Annotated in this window: 9 protein-coding genes and 1 pseudogene; 5 read left to right on the top strand and 5 right to left on the bottom strand. The window is 37.0% G+C overall.

Annotated features, from left to right (window positions below):
- Positions 1-9 precede the first annotated feature (9 nt).
- Both ACYQ1E_RS06310 and ACYQ1E_RS06305 read right to left on the bottom strand, forming a co-directional pair.
- Positions 10-756: an ATP-binding protein gene (locus ACYQ1E_RS06310; RefSeq protein WP_459876687.1), complete on the bottom strand. Its 747-nt coding sequence runs from the start codon at positions 754-756 to the stop codon at positions 10-12.
- Between the two features lie 13 nt (positions 757-769).
- Positions 770-1,513 carry an ATP-binding protein gene (locus ACYQ1E_RS06305; protein ID WP_459876684.1) on the bottom strand — a complete coding sequence of 248 codons (744 nt, stop codon included), beginning with the start codon at positions 1,511-1,513 and terminating at the stop codon, positions 770-772.
- A gap of 728 nt (positions 1,514-2,241) precedes the next feature.
- Here ACYQ1E_RS06305 and ACYQ1E_RS06300 point away from each other — a divergent pair.
- The 5 genes and pseudogenes from ACYQ1E_RS06300 to ACYQ1E_RS06280 all read left to right on the top strand — a co-directional run bounded on the left by ACYQ1E_RS06300 (position 2,242) and on the right by ACYQ1E_RS06280 (position 9,639).
- On the top strand, positions 2,242-3,021 hold the full coding sequence (locus tag ACYQ1E_RS06300) for a DUF4198 domain-containing protein (protein WP_459876682.1): 780 nt from the start codon (positions 2,242-2,244) through the stop codon (positions 3,019-3,021).
- Positions 3,022-3,035: 14 nt separating this feature from the next.
- Positions 3,036-5,069: a TonB-dependent receptor gene (locus ACYQ1E_RS06295; protein ID WP_459876679.1), complete on the top strand. Its 2,034-nt coding sequence runs from the start codon at positions 3,036-3,038 to the stop codon at positions 5,067-5,069.
- A 707-nt stretch (positions 5,070-5,776) separates the two neighbouring features.
- Entirely contained in the window at positions 5,777-7,069 is a 1,293-nt protein-coding gene (locus ACYQ1E_RS06290; protein ID WP_459874805.1) for an IS1380 family transposase, read from the top strand.
- Between the two features lie 444 nt (positions 7,070-7,513).
- Positions 7,514-8,458 (top strand): annotated as a pseudogene (locus ACYQ1E_RS06285) (IS256 family transposase).
- A gap of 158 nt (positions 8,459-8,616) precedes the next feature.
- Positions 8,617-9,639, top strand: a complete 1,023-nt coding sequence (locus ACYQ1E_RS06280) for a PD-(D/E)XK nuclease family protein (RefSeq protein ID WP_459876676.1) — start codon at positions 8,617-8,619, stop codon at positions 9,637-9,639.
- A gap of 461 nt (positions 9,640-10,100) precedes the next feature.
- On the opposite strand, the gene ACYQ1E_RS06275 is transcribed toward ACYQ1E_RS06280, so the two are convergent.
- The 3 genes from ACYQ1E_RS06275 to ACYQ1E_RS06265 form a co-directional block, all read right to left on the bottom strand.
- Positions 10,101-12,233: an STT3 domain-containing protein gene (locus tag ACYQ1E_RS06275; protein WP_459876674.1), complete on the bottom strand. Its 2,133-nt coding sequence runs from the start codon at positions 12,231-12,233 to the stop codon at positions 10,101-10,103.
- Positions 12,234-12,283: 50 nt separating this feature from the next.
- Positions 12,284-13,258 (bottom strand): C-GCAxxG-C-C family protein, encoded by a 975-nt coding sequence (locus tag ACYQ1E_RS06270; RefSeq protein WP_459876671.1) that lies wholly within the window; start codon positions 13,256-13,258, stop codon positions 12,284-12,286.
- A gap of 152 nt (positions 13,259-13,410) precedes the next feature.
- Positions 13,411-15,195, bottom strand: coding sequence for a chloride channel protein (locus tag ACYQ1E_RS06265; RefSeq protein WP_459876668.1), 1,785 nt, complete (start codon positions 15,193-15,195; stop codon positions 13,411-13,413).
- Positions 15,196-15,204 lie beyond the last annotated feature (9 nt).

Raw genomic sequence — 15,204 nt, 5'->3', positions numbered from 1 at the left:
AACTTTTAATTAGACGATCTTTTTAAAGACTTCATAGGCACTCTTAAGGGCAACTGAGTCTTCAGGAATTTCAAAAGTAGGTTTTCCCTCCATGTCGTATTCCTGAATTAAAGGATCTTTCATAACACATCCCAAAAATTCCAGACCAATATCGTCAATATATTTTTTTACACCATCTGAGAGTTCTCCTTCCACATTATTCAATACAAGATATCCCCTGCCAATTACCACATGTAGGGAGCTTGCAAGTTCATTTATCCTCTTTGCTGCCTGAAGCCCTCTCTTTGATGTGTCTGATACCACGACCAGGGCGTCAACGTCCTTTGTGGTGAGCCTACTTATATGCTCCATCCCGGCCTCATTGTCTATTACGATGTAGTCATAATTTCCAACTAATCTGGTCAAAAAATTAGTAAGCAATGTATTTGCAGCACAATAACACCCCTGTCCTTCAGGTCTGCCCATAACTACTAGATCAAAATTGTCTGTCTCGATAATGGACTCTTCCAGCTTTGTGTCCATGAATCTATCCTTTGTCATTCCAACTGGCACCTCACCTCTTTTCATCTGTTCCCTGATATCTCCAAGGGTGGTTTCCACTTCCACACCAAGTACCTCGTTTAGATTATAGTTGGAATCAGCATCTACCACTAAGATTGGATGCTTGCCAGTCTCTAACATATATCTAATGAGAAGGCCACAAAGGGTTGTCTTGCCAACTCCACCTTTTCCTGAAAAGGCTATTGTATAGGCCATGGTTTAATTCTCCTTATTTTTTGATCTCCTGAATTATTTTTTCACAAATTTTATCTATTACATCCAGATCAGGCAGGTCCAAAACACATGAAGATGATTTTTGGCGCTCTGCTAAAGACTCAAGATAAGGAACCTTTGCTACCAGTTTTGGAAGGGGTATATTTTCTGGCAACTTAAAATCATCATCTGCCCTATTTAAAACTAGCACCTGTTTTTTAAGACCCAACTCTTTTGCCAGCCTGGATATATTGGAAGCGGTCTGAAGTCCCCTAATACTTGGTTCACTAACAACAACAAGGCCATCAACACTGGTAATTGTGCCTCTACCTAGATGTTCTACTCCAGCTTCCAGGTCCACTATCATCCATTGAGAACTTCTTAAAATCATATATGCCAACAGGGCTTTTAAAAGGGCATTAGCAGCACAACCACACCCTGCACCAGCGCCTGAAATGGTGCCCATGACCAAAAGCTTCATCCCTCTGACATCTTTGGCCAGTTTCTGAGGCAGGTCCTTAACATCTGGATTTAGATTAATAAACACACCAGTGCCCACCCTTTCTTGAATTAACTTTTTATTATTAACAAGTGGTGTTGGCACCTCATCTAAAGAAAGTCCTAAGGCAGGACCTAAAGAAATAGCTGTATCGGCATCTATTAACCAGACCTGTTTTTTTTGCCTATTTAAATAATCTCCAAGCCATGCGGCAATTGTGGTCTTACCCACACCGCCTTTTCCAGCTATTGCGATCTTCATAACAACTCACCCCTTTATTGTTTAAATTGGGTTCCTACTATATAAGGAGGCCCAAAAATGTCAATTTAATTAATCTTAAAAAGGGTAGGCCTAAGAAAGTGAAGGGCAAATTATGCGTTTTAAACAGGATCTCTCCCATAGGGCTAACAAACTAAAATTCTGAAAACTGTATGTTGGTTTATATTAAACGTAATCGTATAAATACCTATAATATTTCTTTTGTAGACAGTCGATTAGTTTTTGGAAAGTAACCACACAAACCCAAAAGCTTTTTTGTTAAGATTTATTATGAGAATTTATGCGCTTGCGCTTATGAGTTTTGAGTTATTGAGAAGTCTCATAACTTTGTGTAAAAAAAAAACGTAAAATTTTTTTTCAAATTTTTAATTTTAGTGGACAGTGAACAGGAAAAGAGAAGTGGAAAATTAGTGGTGCATTATTTGCATGTCCCCTTTTTTAACTATAAGATTTTTGATGTAAAACTTTCATTATTAGTCTGGCACCTTCTCACTACCAAATTTTTTATTCTAACATCCTCAATTATTCTTGACATGTTTTTTTGTTTTGTATAAAAAATAACAAAAAAATAAAAAAAGTATTACAAAATGTGATATTTTATAACTTAGGTCACAAAAATTTATTTTCCTGTAAAGGAAATCGGCATTTGTAGCTTTTTATGTGGGCAGGATCAGTAAACTAAAAAAACAGTAAGCTAAAAGGAGGTAGATATGCGCAAGTCGGACTTATTAATGTTATGTTTGTTCATTTTTTGTATCATGAGTTCAGCCGTTTTGGCTCATGATTATTGGATCGTTCCAGATACATTCTATCCCCATAAAAATTCATTGGTAAAAATGGCTTTCAGTTGTGGCCATAGTTATTTTGGCACGGTGGAGACACCAGATATCACCAAATACCGGCTTAACTTGATCACTCCTGATGGTCAGCGGATTCCTCTTGCCTATTCAAGGGTTGAACCAAAGGCAGCATGGAGCATAGTACCTGTCTTTGGAGAGGGAACTTACATAATTGGTACAGAAAGCATTATGCCCACATATTGGTCAAAGACAACAGAAGGCTGGGTGTCTGGACCCAAAAGCAGAAAAAAAAATGTTGTTGAAGGTGGCAAATATTTTAAATCTGTGAAGACCTTTTTGAGAGTTGGAAAGGCTTCAGATTCATACAAGATGATTTTGGGATATAGGATAGAAATTGTGCCCCAAAAAGATCCAACGAGCTTAAAGTCTGGGCAAAGTATCCCTCTGCTTGTGCTTTACAAGGCAAAGCCAATCAAAGATGTCAGTGTATTTGGTATATACGAAGGATACAGACCTGCGAAAAAATATCCTGTAGAAACCAAGACAGACAGAAATGGCATTGCAAATATAAAATTGACCAAACCAGGGCAATGGCTAATCGGTGCCAAATATCAATTTGACACCCCGGGAAATCCGGATGCTGATTATGAGAACTACCGTGCCTATATAATGTTCGAAATAAAATATTAAAAGGAGGTGAGGAAATGAAGAGGATAAGTTATTTTGTTTTTCAGCTATTTCTTTATGGATTATTGATTCAATCGGTTGTCTTCGGGGCCGAAAACAAGAAAAGTATCAAATTGGAGGATATAACCGTCAAAGGAGAGGCAATACCCTATTCCTATAATCCAGGTACAATAAATGTAATCAGATCTGATCAATTTGAGAATCTGAGGCTTGACAGGACCTCAGATATACTCAAGGAGGTTCCCGGCGTTGAAATTGGCAATTACAATCAAGGAGGGGTTGCAAATAGTTTCTCCATGAGAGGGTTTAGAAGTTGTGGCCATGGAGGTGATGCGGCAATTTACATAGATGGGATTCCACTGAATGAAGGAGAATCCCATGCGGATGGCTATGCTGACATGAATGTTATTATACCGCTAGAGGTGGAGAGACTTGAAGTTTACAAAGGGCCATCTTCGGTTCTGTCGGGAAATTTTGCCAGGGCTGGGACTCTTTCTTTTTTTACGAGAAAAAGGGGAATATATAACATAGTTAAAGGTGAGTATGGATCATTTGCTACTTTTGATGTTCAAGGAGCGTTTGGAACCAAACTTGGTCTTGGTTCGGGCCTTTATAATAATATTGCCTTCCAATTCTACCGGACAGATGGCTATCAGGAAAATTCAAGATGGCTTAAAGGAAACTTTTCTACCAGATTTTCATATGACCTTACCGATAAGTTGGACGCAAGTTTGTCGTTTAGGTTTCATGGGTCGGATTGGCATGCACCTGGGTATATCCCTAAAGACCAATTTAAAGATGAAGACAAGGCTAAGAAACAAGCGGTTAATGCCGAGGATGACGGTGGAAAAAAAGAATTTTATACGCAAAGGCTAGACCTCGGTTATGATTTGACAGATAAATTTAGGCTTCTCTACTGGCTTTATTTGACGCAACAGGATTTTACCCGTTTTGCCAAATTCGGATACAATCCTGGTGGTCAAACAGAAAGAAATTACGATCGGAAAGTGTATGGTACAGGGATGAGTTTGAATTTTGACTCCAGCCTGTTCTCAATCCCCTGTCTTGGTATTGTTGGTGTTGAATATTATTATGAAGATACCGACTGGCTTCGATGGAATACCAGTAATCGGGTTAGGATAGCTAAAACTCAGGACAGGGAATTTATAATCAAGACGTTTTCTCTATTTGCCAAGGTTGATATGGATATCTCCCGTTATTTTCGGCCGCAACTAGGGCTGCGTTATGATGATTTCGGGGGAAGTTACACCAATCATGACCCGGGAAGCGTAGGATTCAAACACGATATGAATAATTACAATCACCTGAGTCCTAAGGTTGGATTTCGTTCTCGCGTGTTGGATCCCCTTGATTTCCGCGCAAGTTATTCCGAAGGATTTGCATTGCCCAAAGGAGAAGCAAAATATGATCCCACAATCGATGTGGACCCTGTAGAAATTAAGCAATACGAAGTAGGGTTGACCTATACCCCTCTGGAGATGTTATGGGTTGACCTATCTGCATATATCCTTGATACGACTAATGAGATCCAAGAAGACCCACCTGGGTCTGGCCATTATAGAAATGTTGGCAAGACAAGGAGAAAAGGAATAGAATTGGCCGTAAAGCTTAACCCAGTGACAGGCCTCAAGATTTTTGGGGATGCGTCTCTTATTGATACTGAAGTGCGGGAAAATCCTGATCCACAATTGGAGGGAAAGGAAATCAAAGGAATTCCTGAAAATATAACAAATCTGGGTGCAGAGTATTCTTTCCCCTGTGGCCTTAGAATCAGGGCCAAGTGGCGCCATGTGGGAGAATATTACATAGATAATTTGAATCAGTTTAAATATGGTGGCTACGATGTGGTAGATATGGCACTTTCCTATAACATCAAAGATACAAAGAAGACTGAATACAAGCTGACGTTTAGTGTCGATAATCTATTTGATAAGCATTACAGTCAGGCAGTTTGGCATGGCTATGGTACAAACAACTATGCAGTCGCCTGGCCGAGGACGTTCTGGGTCGGCTTGAGTGTGAAATGGTAGTTTTTTAGATGTCCCATGTCTTATAGCAAACTAAAGTTCCGAAAACTGCATGTTGGTTTGTATTATGAGTTCTGAGTTATTGATAAATCTCATAACTTTGTTTGAAAAAAAATTAAATGTTCACGGGTAATTTCCTAAATAGGTGATGAGCAAACACTCCATGTAAGAAGGAAAATTACCTGTGAACAACAACTTCATTGCTCAATTTTCAAAAAATAATAAGTTTTTCTCCACATCTTTTGATCGTGCTATCCTTCGCGGTTACATTTTAGACCTCTTCTATGAAGGAGGCATTGCTTCTTTCCTTAAATCTATGGGTTTTGTTAAACGCTCTAATGGCGTTATGCGCATTTTCACTGACCCCCCTGCCAATCGCCTTGACATTCTGTCTTTTAAATGGTGCATTATTTGCGTGTCCCCTTTTTTAACTTTTTTAAAATCAACAATCACGTTGAAAAAATAATAAAGATAGATTAAGAACTAAAATATAACACGATTAGCTTCACCATGGAGGTAGAAGTAACGGTAGTGTAAAAAAATTTGTGTAAATTTTTTGTAGAAAAAATGGGCATCATCCTTTAGAGTGAGGTGAAAGGAAAAAATAACTTCCTAAAATTTGCATCATAAGATAATGTTTAGCTTGACAATATAGTGAATTAATGGTATAAAGTGTTTCAAATAGGAAGTATGAAGGAGGCACTGATTCTATGCGTAGATTCCATGTTAAGTTCACTGAAAAAAATCTTACGGGCAACGCCGGACTGGTATTGCTGGGCCTGTTTGCTGACAAACTGAAGCTTCCCAAGATGCTTGAGCAACACATTACTATTAAGCGGGGAGCTACCGCACAGTATAAGGTTTCCGACATTATCATGATTTTGATGATGGCAGTGTTAGCTGGGGCTAAGCATATGAGCCATGTATTTATCCTAAGATCTGATTTAGCATTGAGGTCGCTTTTTAAATGGGAAAGGTTTCCTGACTATACTACCATAAATCGGGTTTTTAAGTTGTTTAATCCCCGACATTGCAATGAGCTCTCCGATGTAGAAACAAAAGTGCGCAAAAAGGTTTGGGGTAAAAAATGGTTTAGCCGCATCACTTTAGATTTGGACTCTACAGTGCGTGGGGTGTATGGGAAACAGGAAGGTGCCGAGAAGGGTTACAACCCCAAGAAGCCAGGACAAAGGGGATATCATCCGCTCCTTTGCTTTATTGCTGAGACGCGGGAATGTCTTCACAACTGGTTTAGAGCCGGAGATGCTTATTCAGCCAATGGTTGTGTAGAGTTTATGCAAGAGTGCTTTGCCAAGCTTCCAAGGAGAGTCTGGAAAATTATTGTACGTGCAGATTCCGCCTTTTTTAATGGAGAACTTTTAGACTACTTAGAAGAGGCTCATGCTTTGTACTTAATCAAGGTTAAGATGCGAGGACTCACTCAGCTTTTAGAAGCTCAGAAATGGCACAAGGTTAAAAATAGACCTGGCTATGAGAAGACCGAATTCACATACAAATGTGAGAGGTGGAAACACCCCCGCCGGTTTGTGGCCGTACGTCAAGTAATAGAGAGCAAATTTAGTTGCTTTTTTTTCAGCGTTACAAAGACTGAGTATGATTATTTTTGTTATGTAACAAATATGAACCTGAGTCCCTGGGACGTCCACAGGTATTATTGCCAACGGGGGGCCAGTGAAAACTGGATTGAGTGGTGTAAGGGACAGATGGCCTCTGGAAGCATTTTGACACAGGATTTTTGGGCCAACTCCGCCATATTCCAGACCTGTATTCTGGCTTACAATCTACTGGTTTGGATGATGTGGCTCAACGATGAAGATGGTTTTAGAGAAGAGCCCAACACAATCCGCATGTTTCTAATCCATGTTCCAGCTCGGCTGATGCATGCGGGACGACAATGGTTCCTTCGATTATCGAGGGATTATTTTTTCAAAGAACGTTGGATAAAGATAGAAAATTCCATCCGGTCATTACAATTTGCTTAATCTTTTTTTGAGAGTATCCTCCAAAATAGGATTTTGCGTAAGTCCATGTGCAGTGGTGTGCCTTTACACACCCGTAAAGAGTGCCACTGACCGCAGCTTCTACCTGAAAAAGCCTTCCAAGTCACAATGAGGGAGACATATCCTTTAACATAACAGCTCCATATCTAGGTATCTCTGTCCAGAACAATCAGTTGCTTACGATTGAACTGTAATTGCAGATTTTAGGTAACTTAAAAAACCCATAAAGGAGGATGCCCTCTGTCTATATTCGAATGCAAGATTAGTTTGCCTGAAATTAAGGATTTTATCAAGGACTTAGTTTTAGTTCCTGAGAATATTTTTAAGTTGATAAGAAGAGATATTAAGGACCCCATAGGGAAGTTTCTGACAAAGATGATGGAAGTTGAACTTGCTATTTTTTTAGGAAGGTAGAAATATGAGAGGATTAAAGGAAAAAGGGAAAGGAATTACAGGAATGGATATACAACTAAGACATTTGCAATAAAAGGAATAGGAGGGATAAGGGTTCAAGTTCCTAGAGATAGACTTGGTAAATTTAATAGTAGAATTATTCCCAAGTATAAAAGACAGGAGGAAGAACTTAGCAGAGATATCTCCTTGTTGTTTTTAACAGGCCTAAGCACAAGAACGTTATCTATGATTTCTAAGCATTTATTGGGCTATAAAATAAGTCATAGTCAAGTATCTAACTGTACTAAAGAATTAAAGGAAGCAATAGAGAGATGGCGAAATCGGGATTTATCCCGAGAAAAAATAAAATATTTATTTGTAGATGGAGTTAATTTTAAAATTCGAATAGGCAATAGCATAGAGAGTTTACCCATATTAGTAGCAATAGGAGTAAATGATAAGGGAATAAAAAAGGTGTTAGGTTTTCAAATGGGAGATAAAGAGAGCGCATCTTCCTGGCGAGAATTTTTTAAGGATTTAAAATCCAGAGGCCTTAAAGGCTCAGATATAAAATTAGGAGTAATGGATGGTCTTAGTGGTTTAGAAAGGGTTTTTAAAGAAGAATTTATAAATTCCAAAATTCAGAGATGTCTAGTTCATGTTATGAGAAATGTGCTATATAAAGTGCCTAAAAAGTATAAAAAAGAAGTAGCAGATGCTTTAAGAGATATATTTATGCTGCATCTTAAAAAGAATCTTATGAGGTTTTTATGAAATTCAAACAAAAATGGGAAAAAATAATCCCTTCAGCAGTAAGGAGTTTAGAAAAAAAGTTTTAAGTGTTGTACAACATTTTATTCATTTCCTTATGAAGAATGGGTATCAATAAGAAGTACCAATATAATAGAAAGGTTGCATAAAGAGTTTAAAAGAAGAACAAAAAGTATGGAAATAATAGGAGGAGAGACAAGTTGCTAGTTATTACTTTCTTTTATAAGCCTTAAAATGGAGCTGTACTGGCAATCTCACCCTATAGGGATGATGCAAAATTCTTTGATTAACCTAAAAAATATTAATAAAATTTTTACACAAAATTCTTGACACAACCGAAGTACTGATAAGGGAGGCCAACACTTATGATTTACGAAGAAAATTTAACAGAGGAAGTAAAAAAATTAATTTATGAAGAGATCCCACACATTTTAGAGAAACATCCTGAGGTGAAGTTGATATTGTGGAACAAGTTAATTGATATTTTTGCAGACAAAAAGGAAACAGAATCTAAGTTTGAAATTTTATTGAAAGAATTCCATGAGTTAAAAAAAGAATCAGAACAAAGATGGAGAGAACTTAAAGAAGAGTCAGAGCGTAAGTGGCAGGAATTGAAAGAAGAATCAGAACGTAAGTGGGAGAAATCAGAGCGTAAGTGGCAGGAATTGAAAGAAGAATCAGAACGTAAGTGGGAGAAATCAGAGCGTAAGTGGCAGGAATTGAAAGAAGAATCAGAACGTAAATGGAGAGAATCAGAACGTAAATGGCAGGAATTGAAAGAAGAGTCAGAACGTAAATGGAGAGAATCAGAACGTAAATGGCAGGAATTGAAAGAAGAATCAGAACGTAAGTGGAGAGAATCAGAACGTAAATGGCAGGAATTGAAAGAAGAATCTGAGCGTAAGTGGAGAGAATTAAAACAAGAGTCAGATCAGAGGTGGGAGACCTTGCTCAAAGAAATTCATAGAGTAGATAAAAGAATAGACAGAACCATTGGAGCACTTGGTGCAAGATGGGGAATAAATAGCGAAAAGGCCTTTAGAGAGGCAATCGAAGCAGTTTTAAGCGAATTAACCGATTTAAAAGTAGAAAATTATTTAAGCTATGATGAAAAAGGAGAGGTCTTTGGACATCCTGATCAAATAGAGCTAGATGTTGTTATTAAAAATGGCGAGGTTTGGGTAATAGAAATAAAGTCTTCAATGAGTAAAGCAGATATGTATATATTTGATAGAAAAGTGAAATTTTTTGAAAAACAGCAAGGGAAAAAAGTAAGTCGTAAATTAGTGATATCCCCAATGATAGAACCAAAAGCGTATGAGGTTGCAAAAAAACTGGGAATTGAGGCATATACTGCTCCAGAGGATGTAGTTAGCGAGGAAGAATAAAGATTCTTTTAAAAATAAGGATAGGTGTTAAGAGATTTATTTTCCGCAGACCTAATTGGATTTTGGAGGGAAAGCTCCGCTTTGAACCAAACTACAAAGTTCTTGGCTATTCAAAGGTGGCTGTAAATTCAGGGACCTTTCGTCAGGAGATTTTGGAGCCGATCCTCTAGTACGGAATTGTAGTGGTCTTTATCTTGCTTGGACTATTGGTGGCCTTTTGTGGCCTGCGCCGGGACATTGAGGCCCTTTCTATTATCCCTGTCTCCTCCACAGGACGCCTTATGCTTTTAATACTCATGGTGGCTCTCCTTGGTCCTGCTATAAACGTGATTTTGGGGAAATTCATCTCTTCTGCCACTCTGGGACATATAGCCTCCATCCACAAGGTTGCAGGAATAATAAAGTTAACATGATTAACTCTACCTTAATTTCCTAAAAATTTGTCTTGACTTTTTGGGGCATTACATAATCTTGTATACCCGTGTCCAAGGAGAGTGGTCTATTACCAATTGAAAATTGGATTTGAATATAGAAGGATCTTTTAAAAGCATCTGAACCATATTAGAGAAGTACATTATCGAGTCCATTAAGAACATTTCCTTTGATATAGTGTTTAATATGCCGTAAATATCAGAGCCAGTATACCAGCGATATTCATGTACCTTTCCCTTTTTATCCACAATAATTAATCCATCTAATTTTATGCTTTTGTTATTTACCATTACAATACCATCCCCTGTATTTATATTTATTTTACCTTGGAGACTTTGAATTTTACCAGGAAATGGTGTACCTGTAACTATATCCCAGGAACCAAAATAACTTATCCAATATGCCAATTTTAAATTCTCCCATGAAAATACCAGATATTGTGGAGGAATGTTTGTAATATTTAGTTCTTTCTCTTTTAAATTCTTTATAAATAAGTGAGCTTTCTCTGGACCCATCTTATCCAGTTGAGAAATTGGATCTGCTAAATAAATCCTCCATATTAAAGGTATATTCTTTTTCTCTTTATTATATTTTTCTTTATTTTCATTATAATCAATTAACTGGCTCTTAGTGATATATTTAATGAGATTGCTTGCAAGAAGTGGAGAATTTGATGTGTGGACAAGCGCCAGTGGATATAAAAAAGGACCGTCATGAACCCCACCATCTGCAAAGGAGGGCCTTTTTGCGTAGTACTGACATGCATAACCATAGTCCCACCATTGCCAGAGCCTCCCATTTTTGGGCACTATTTTGGCAGCTTCTACAAAAGTTTGGGCATAGATTTTAGGAAAAATAGGACTAGGTGTGAAATTAAAAGATATCTGTAAAATAGGTATTAACACCAAAAGAGACAGTACAATTTGTAAAAGCCATCTCCCTGTATTTGATAACATGTTTTTAAACATCAGTCCAATTCCAAATCCAAGTCCTACGCCTGTTGCTACTCCTCCGTACATAGCAAATCTATTTCCAAGCTTTATTGATAAAATCCCCAATAATAAAAATACAAGGAATATAAGATGTGATGGCTTTTTTATTACTAGGTAAAAGAGACCTAACACTCCAATTAAAAAGGTAGGCCAATTATAACTCATTCTTATAACTGCTTCGGAAAACTTTAGATTCTGTGCCTCTTTTATGCTTTGAACTACACTAGGTAGTTGCAGAGAATAGTTTTTAGACGTCCCAGTATAGTAAGACAGTATTTTGGAATACTTTAACAATTTAATAAATCCACTCAATATAATCATGTGTACTGAACCTTCAATAGATGCTGCTATTGCCCCTAAAACTAAAATCCACCACTCTATTTTGCTGTCAACACTTTTTGCACTTTTTCTGTAGATTGTTAGCAAGGATATAGTACCTATTCCGCTTATAATACCAAAGGTAAATATGTATATTACAATGATTCCATAAAGGGAATCAAAGAAGAAAAGTCTTTCTTTATGGTTTAAGATCATAAGAGAAATAATACATAGTACAATAGTGAAAAAAATAAGGGATCTTCCACTTCCATAAAACCAAATATAACAATATCCAATAAGACCTATAATAATAGGCAGTTTTAGGTCTGATAAGTGCTGAGGTATTTGACCTTTTGGCCTGTTTTCAAGCCAAATGATTATGGTACAACAAAATGCAACAAATAGGGCAAGTACACCAAAGTCGGTGTCAAAAAATCCCAGCCTACTTCGCCCTAAATACCCAAGACAACAGGACCCCAAAATGCTAGCCACAATTGCACATTCCAGCATATTGTTTTTGTGGGCAAGTATGACTAAAGGAATTACTAAAAGGGAACAAAATATTCCTGGAATATAAAATGCCATCTTGCCTACAGGAATATTTGTTATTTTTGAAATATACCTTGTAATTATTCCCAATGGTTCATTAGGATTTCTGCTTGTTCCTATAGCAGATGCCATGAAATAATATGCATCATGGGTGGCCATTAATTTTTCACCATTGATTTCATAGGCTTTATTTTGCCATTTGGGAAGTTCAATGAATCTTACAATTATAGGTATTAAAAGACTTATAAATAAAACAAAAAGAAAAGATAATTTGTTGATTTTTGAGTAGTTTTTTATCTTCATAATGGATGTTATCCTTTAACTTTAACCAGAATTTGATAAGAAGACACTTCTTAGATCAACTTTTTTATAGCTGAAGCTCCTTCATTGATAGCAAACTCTATTATTTTTTTGCATTTATCAGAGGAAAAAATATGGAGCTGAAAATCATTCCAATTAGAAAAGGTTTTGTTGGTTATTTCACGACATTCCAGTGAACCCGCTTTCTCTCTAAATCTTTGAACAACATTTTTACCTACGCTAAACGTCTCAGGACTACCTAAAGGTTTATCTCTGAGTATATTAATATGACCAACAATAAAAGCCTTAATTGTATGCAAATATGAAATCTCTCGAATATTTAAGCCAATAACTAAATTTATACCTAAAATTGCACCGGCAAGGGCCCCACAAATTCCACCTTGGAGGCCAACTCCCCCATCAAAAACAAAACACAACCGTTCAAGAAGGGGATCACTTATTCCAGTACGATCTTTAATCCCTTTTAAAACTACTTGAGCACAATGTATTGGTTGATTGAGGGATTCTTTTTGGTTTAATGATATTTTTGGCAGTTTCTTTTCTTGCTGAGTTTGTAAGTATCCTATGGCACCCTTTATGTGCCATAAACACTTCGCAAGACTTTTGCCTGGAAAAAAATAATGTAACTGACCTAAAAGTGAATAAAAATTTACACCACTTCTCTTTCTACAAAGTGAAGAGCCAAAACAATTCTCAAACCATCTAACATATTCTCCAACTAAATATAATACTTCTACTTCTGTAAGTGTGCTGTGTTGAGTAAGTAATTCGTCATACATCAATGCCAATCCTAATGCTCCTCCGGTAACCACACCGCAAGTAGAACCACTCGCTACTACTCCACCTTCCAGTCCTGTACAGGCTCTTAAAAGATTGTCTTTTCTTATTCCTATCATGTCCTGTAAAACTTCCTGAGTTGCCAACGCGCAATTTAGATCCTTAATCAAATAAAATGGAGCCCTTCGACCCCAATACCTTTTATTTTTTTTATTCATTAATTTTTGCATAACCTTCCCCATTTTTATGGATATAATACAATTATAACAGCTTTATCTTAAAAAGGTCAATGCTTAATCACCAATTAATGCCAATTTTCATCCCCCACAGAATTGACCCTTTCAAGAATGTTATGCACCTGTTTCAGATTTATTCTGAGGATTCACTCTTTTTTGGACTTCATAGTTATTTCTTCTACCTTTTGGTTGTAAAATGCAATGACTTCCCGTCTTCTTAACATTCCCAATAGTTGTTTAGGATTCTTTGTGTCTACCACTGGCAAACTATCTAAATTTTTTTGAGTGAATTTTTTCATAACTGTGTGTAAGTCTTCTTTAAAATTAGTCGTGATTATATCTGTGGTAGCGATATCTTTGACTATAATTAAATGTTCTATACCTTCTGTAAATAATATACTCCTAAAGTCTGTGTTGGAGAAAATACCAACCAATTCTCCATGTTTATTTACTACTGGGAAATATTGCTGATTTGTATTTGCAAAAAATTTTTTAAATTCAGCAAAGGTCATATTTTCTGGCACTGTATTTACAGTTCTAATTAAATTTTTTATGTCTTTTACATAATAGGATTTTAAAATATCAAAGAAAAATTCTCCAGCATGAGCAGGCGACGCAGTTCTGTTTTTCACTTGTTCTCTGTAAATTGTCCATGATTTAGAAAAATTGTAACATAACAGACACACTAAAAAACTTGGAAGTAGTAACTCGTAAGAATTAGTCATTTCACTGACAAAAATAATTGTGGAGATTGGAGCATTTGATACAGCAGAAAAAAATCCTGCCATGCCAAGGATTACCATGGCTTGCGGTGATATTATTATTTCTGGCATGAGATGGTTGAATAATATTCCAACTGCCCCTCCAAGACACCCACCTATTACTATTGATGGACCATATACTCCTCCAGAGCCCCCTGATGCAATGCTAAAGGAAGTAGTAAGGATTTTGCCAAATGCAACGCCTATTAACATATATAAACTTACATTGTTAAAAAGGGCCTTTTGAAGTACTCCATATCCAAAAGAAAGGGTTTCTGGTAGGAAAAATCCTATTATTCCAGTAAGAAATCCGCCTATACCAGGTTTTAGCCAATTTGGAAGATTTAGTTCCCTAAAAAAATCATGGGTTGTATAAAATGTTTTAACATATAAAAAGCTCATGCCACTTAAAATTAAAGCAAGTAACACATAGGGACCTAATTCTAATGGATTTTTAAAAAAATAAGGTGAGGACTCAAAAAGGGAGCCAAAACCAAAGACCATGCAAAAAACACAATAGGCCACAATAGAAGAGATCCCAGCAGGGATGAGTACATCAGGCTCAAAGTCAGGATCCTTATAAAGTACTTCAGCAGCAAATAGGGCACCAGCCAGTGGTGCCCTGAAAATGCTTCCAACTCCCGCTCCAATCCCCGCTGCCATCATAATTCTTCTCTCATTGGGTGAGAGTTTGAGTTTTGTGGCTAGATATGAACCAAAACCAGCCCCAATTTGGGCAATTGGACCTTCTCTACCCCCAGATCCCCCTGACGTTAATGTAATAGCTGAGGCAATTGTCTTTACAATAGGCACCTGAGGACGAATTAATCCCCCCTTTTTATGATATGCTTCTATAGCAGCATCAGTTCCATGACCCTCTGCCTCTGGGGCAAAGGTATAAACAATAAATCCACTCACAATGCCACCAAGTGTGGGTAAAATAAGAAGCATCCACCGCTTAAAGGGAACAGAAGTATGATGAAAAATAGAGATCTCACCTTTCGGCCCACCAGGCCTGTAACCAGCTAACATATCAAGAATATAGTGCATCCCAGCGTCGCAAAAAAATTGAAAGATTATTGAGCCAATGCCAGCTATAATGCCAATTGCTATGAGATATAAAAAAAATTTAGTAGATCGTCGAACATTTGAGGACAAGAAAATTTCCATCTATAATCC

The sequence above is a fragment of the Desulfothermus naphthae genome, assembly GCF_054657475.1.
Note: the sequence above shows the minus strand (reverse complement) of the source record. Positions and strands in the feature narration are given on the sequence as shown.

What these genes read in the sequence shown, in the direction of transcription:
- ACYQ1E_RS06310 (WP_459876687.1), bottom strand. Translation starts at nt 756, where the DNA reads ATGGCCTATACAATAGCCTTTTCAGGAAAAGGTGGAGTTGGCAAGACA.
- ACYQ1E_RS06305 (WP_459876684.1), bottom strand. Translation starts at nt 1,513, where the DNA reads ATGAAGATCGCAATAGCTGGAAAAGGCGGTGTGGGTAAGACCACAATT.
- ACYQ1E_RS06300 (WP_459876682.1), top strand. Translation starts at nt 2,242, where the DNA reads ATGCGCAAGTCGGACTTATTAATGTTATGTTTGTTCATTTTTTGTATC.
- ACYQ1E_RS06295 (WP_459876679.1), top strand. Translation starts at nt 3,036, where the DNA reads ATGAAGAGGATAAGTTATTTTGTTTTTCAGCTATTTCTTTATGGATTA.
- ACYQ1E_RS06290 (WP_459874805.1), top strand. Translation starts at nt 5,777, where the DNA reads ATGCGTAGATTCCATGTTAAGTTCACTGAAAAAAATCTTACGGGCAAC.
- ACYQ1E_RS06280 (WP_459876676.1), top strand. Translation starts at nt 8,617, where the DNA reads ATGATTTACGAAGAAAATTTAACAGAGGAAGTAAAAAAATTAATTTAT.
- ACYQ1E_RS06275 (WP_459876674.1), bottom strand. Translation starts at nt 12,233, where the DNA reads ATGAAGATAAAAAACTACTCAAAAATCAACAAATTATCTTTTCTTTTT.
- ACYQ1E_RS06270 (WP_459876671.1), bottom strand. Translation starts at nt 13,258, where the DNA reads ATGCAAAAATTAATGAATAAAAAAAATAAAAGGTATTGGGGTCGAAGG.
- ACYQ1E_RS06265 (WP_459876668.1), bottom strand. Translation starts at nt 15,195, where the DNA reads ATGGAAATTTTCTTGTCCTCAAATGTTCGACGATCTACTAAATTTTTT.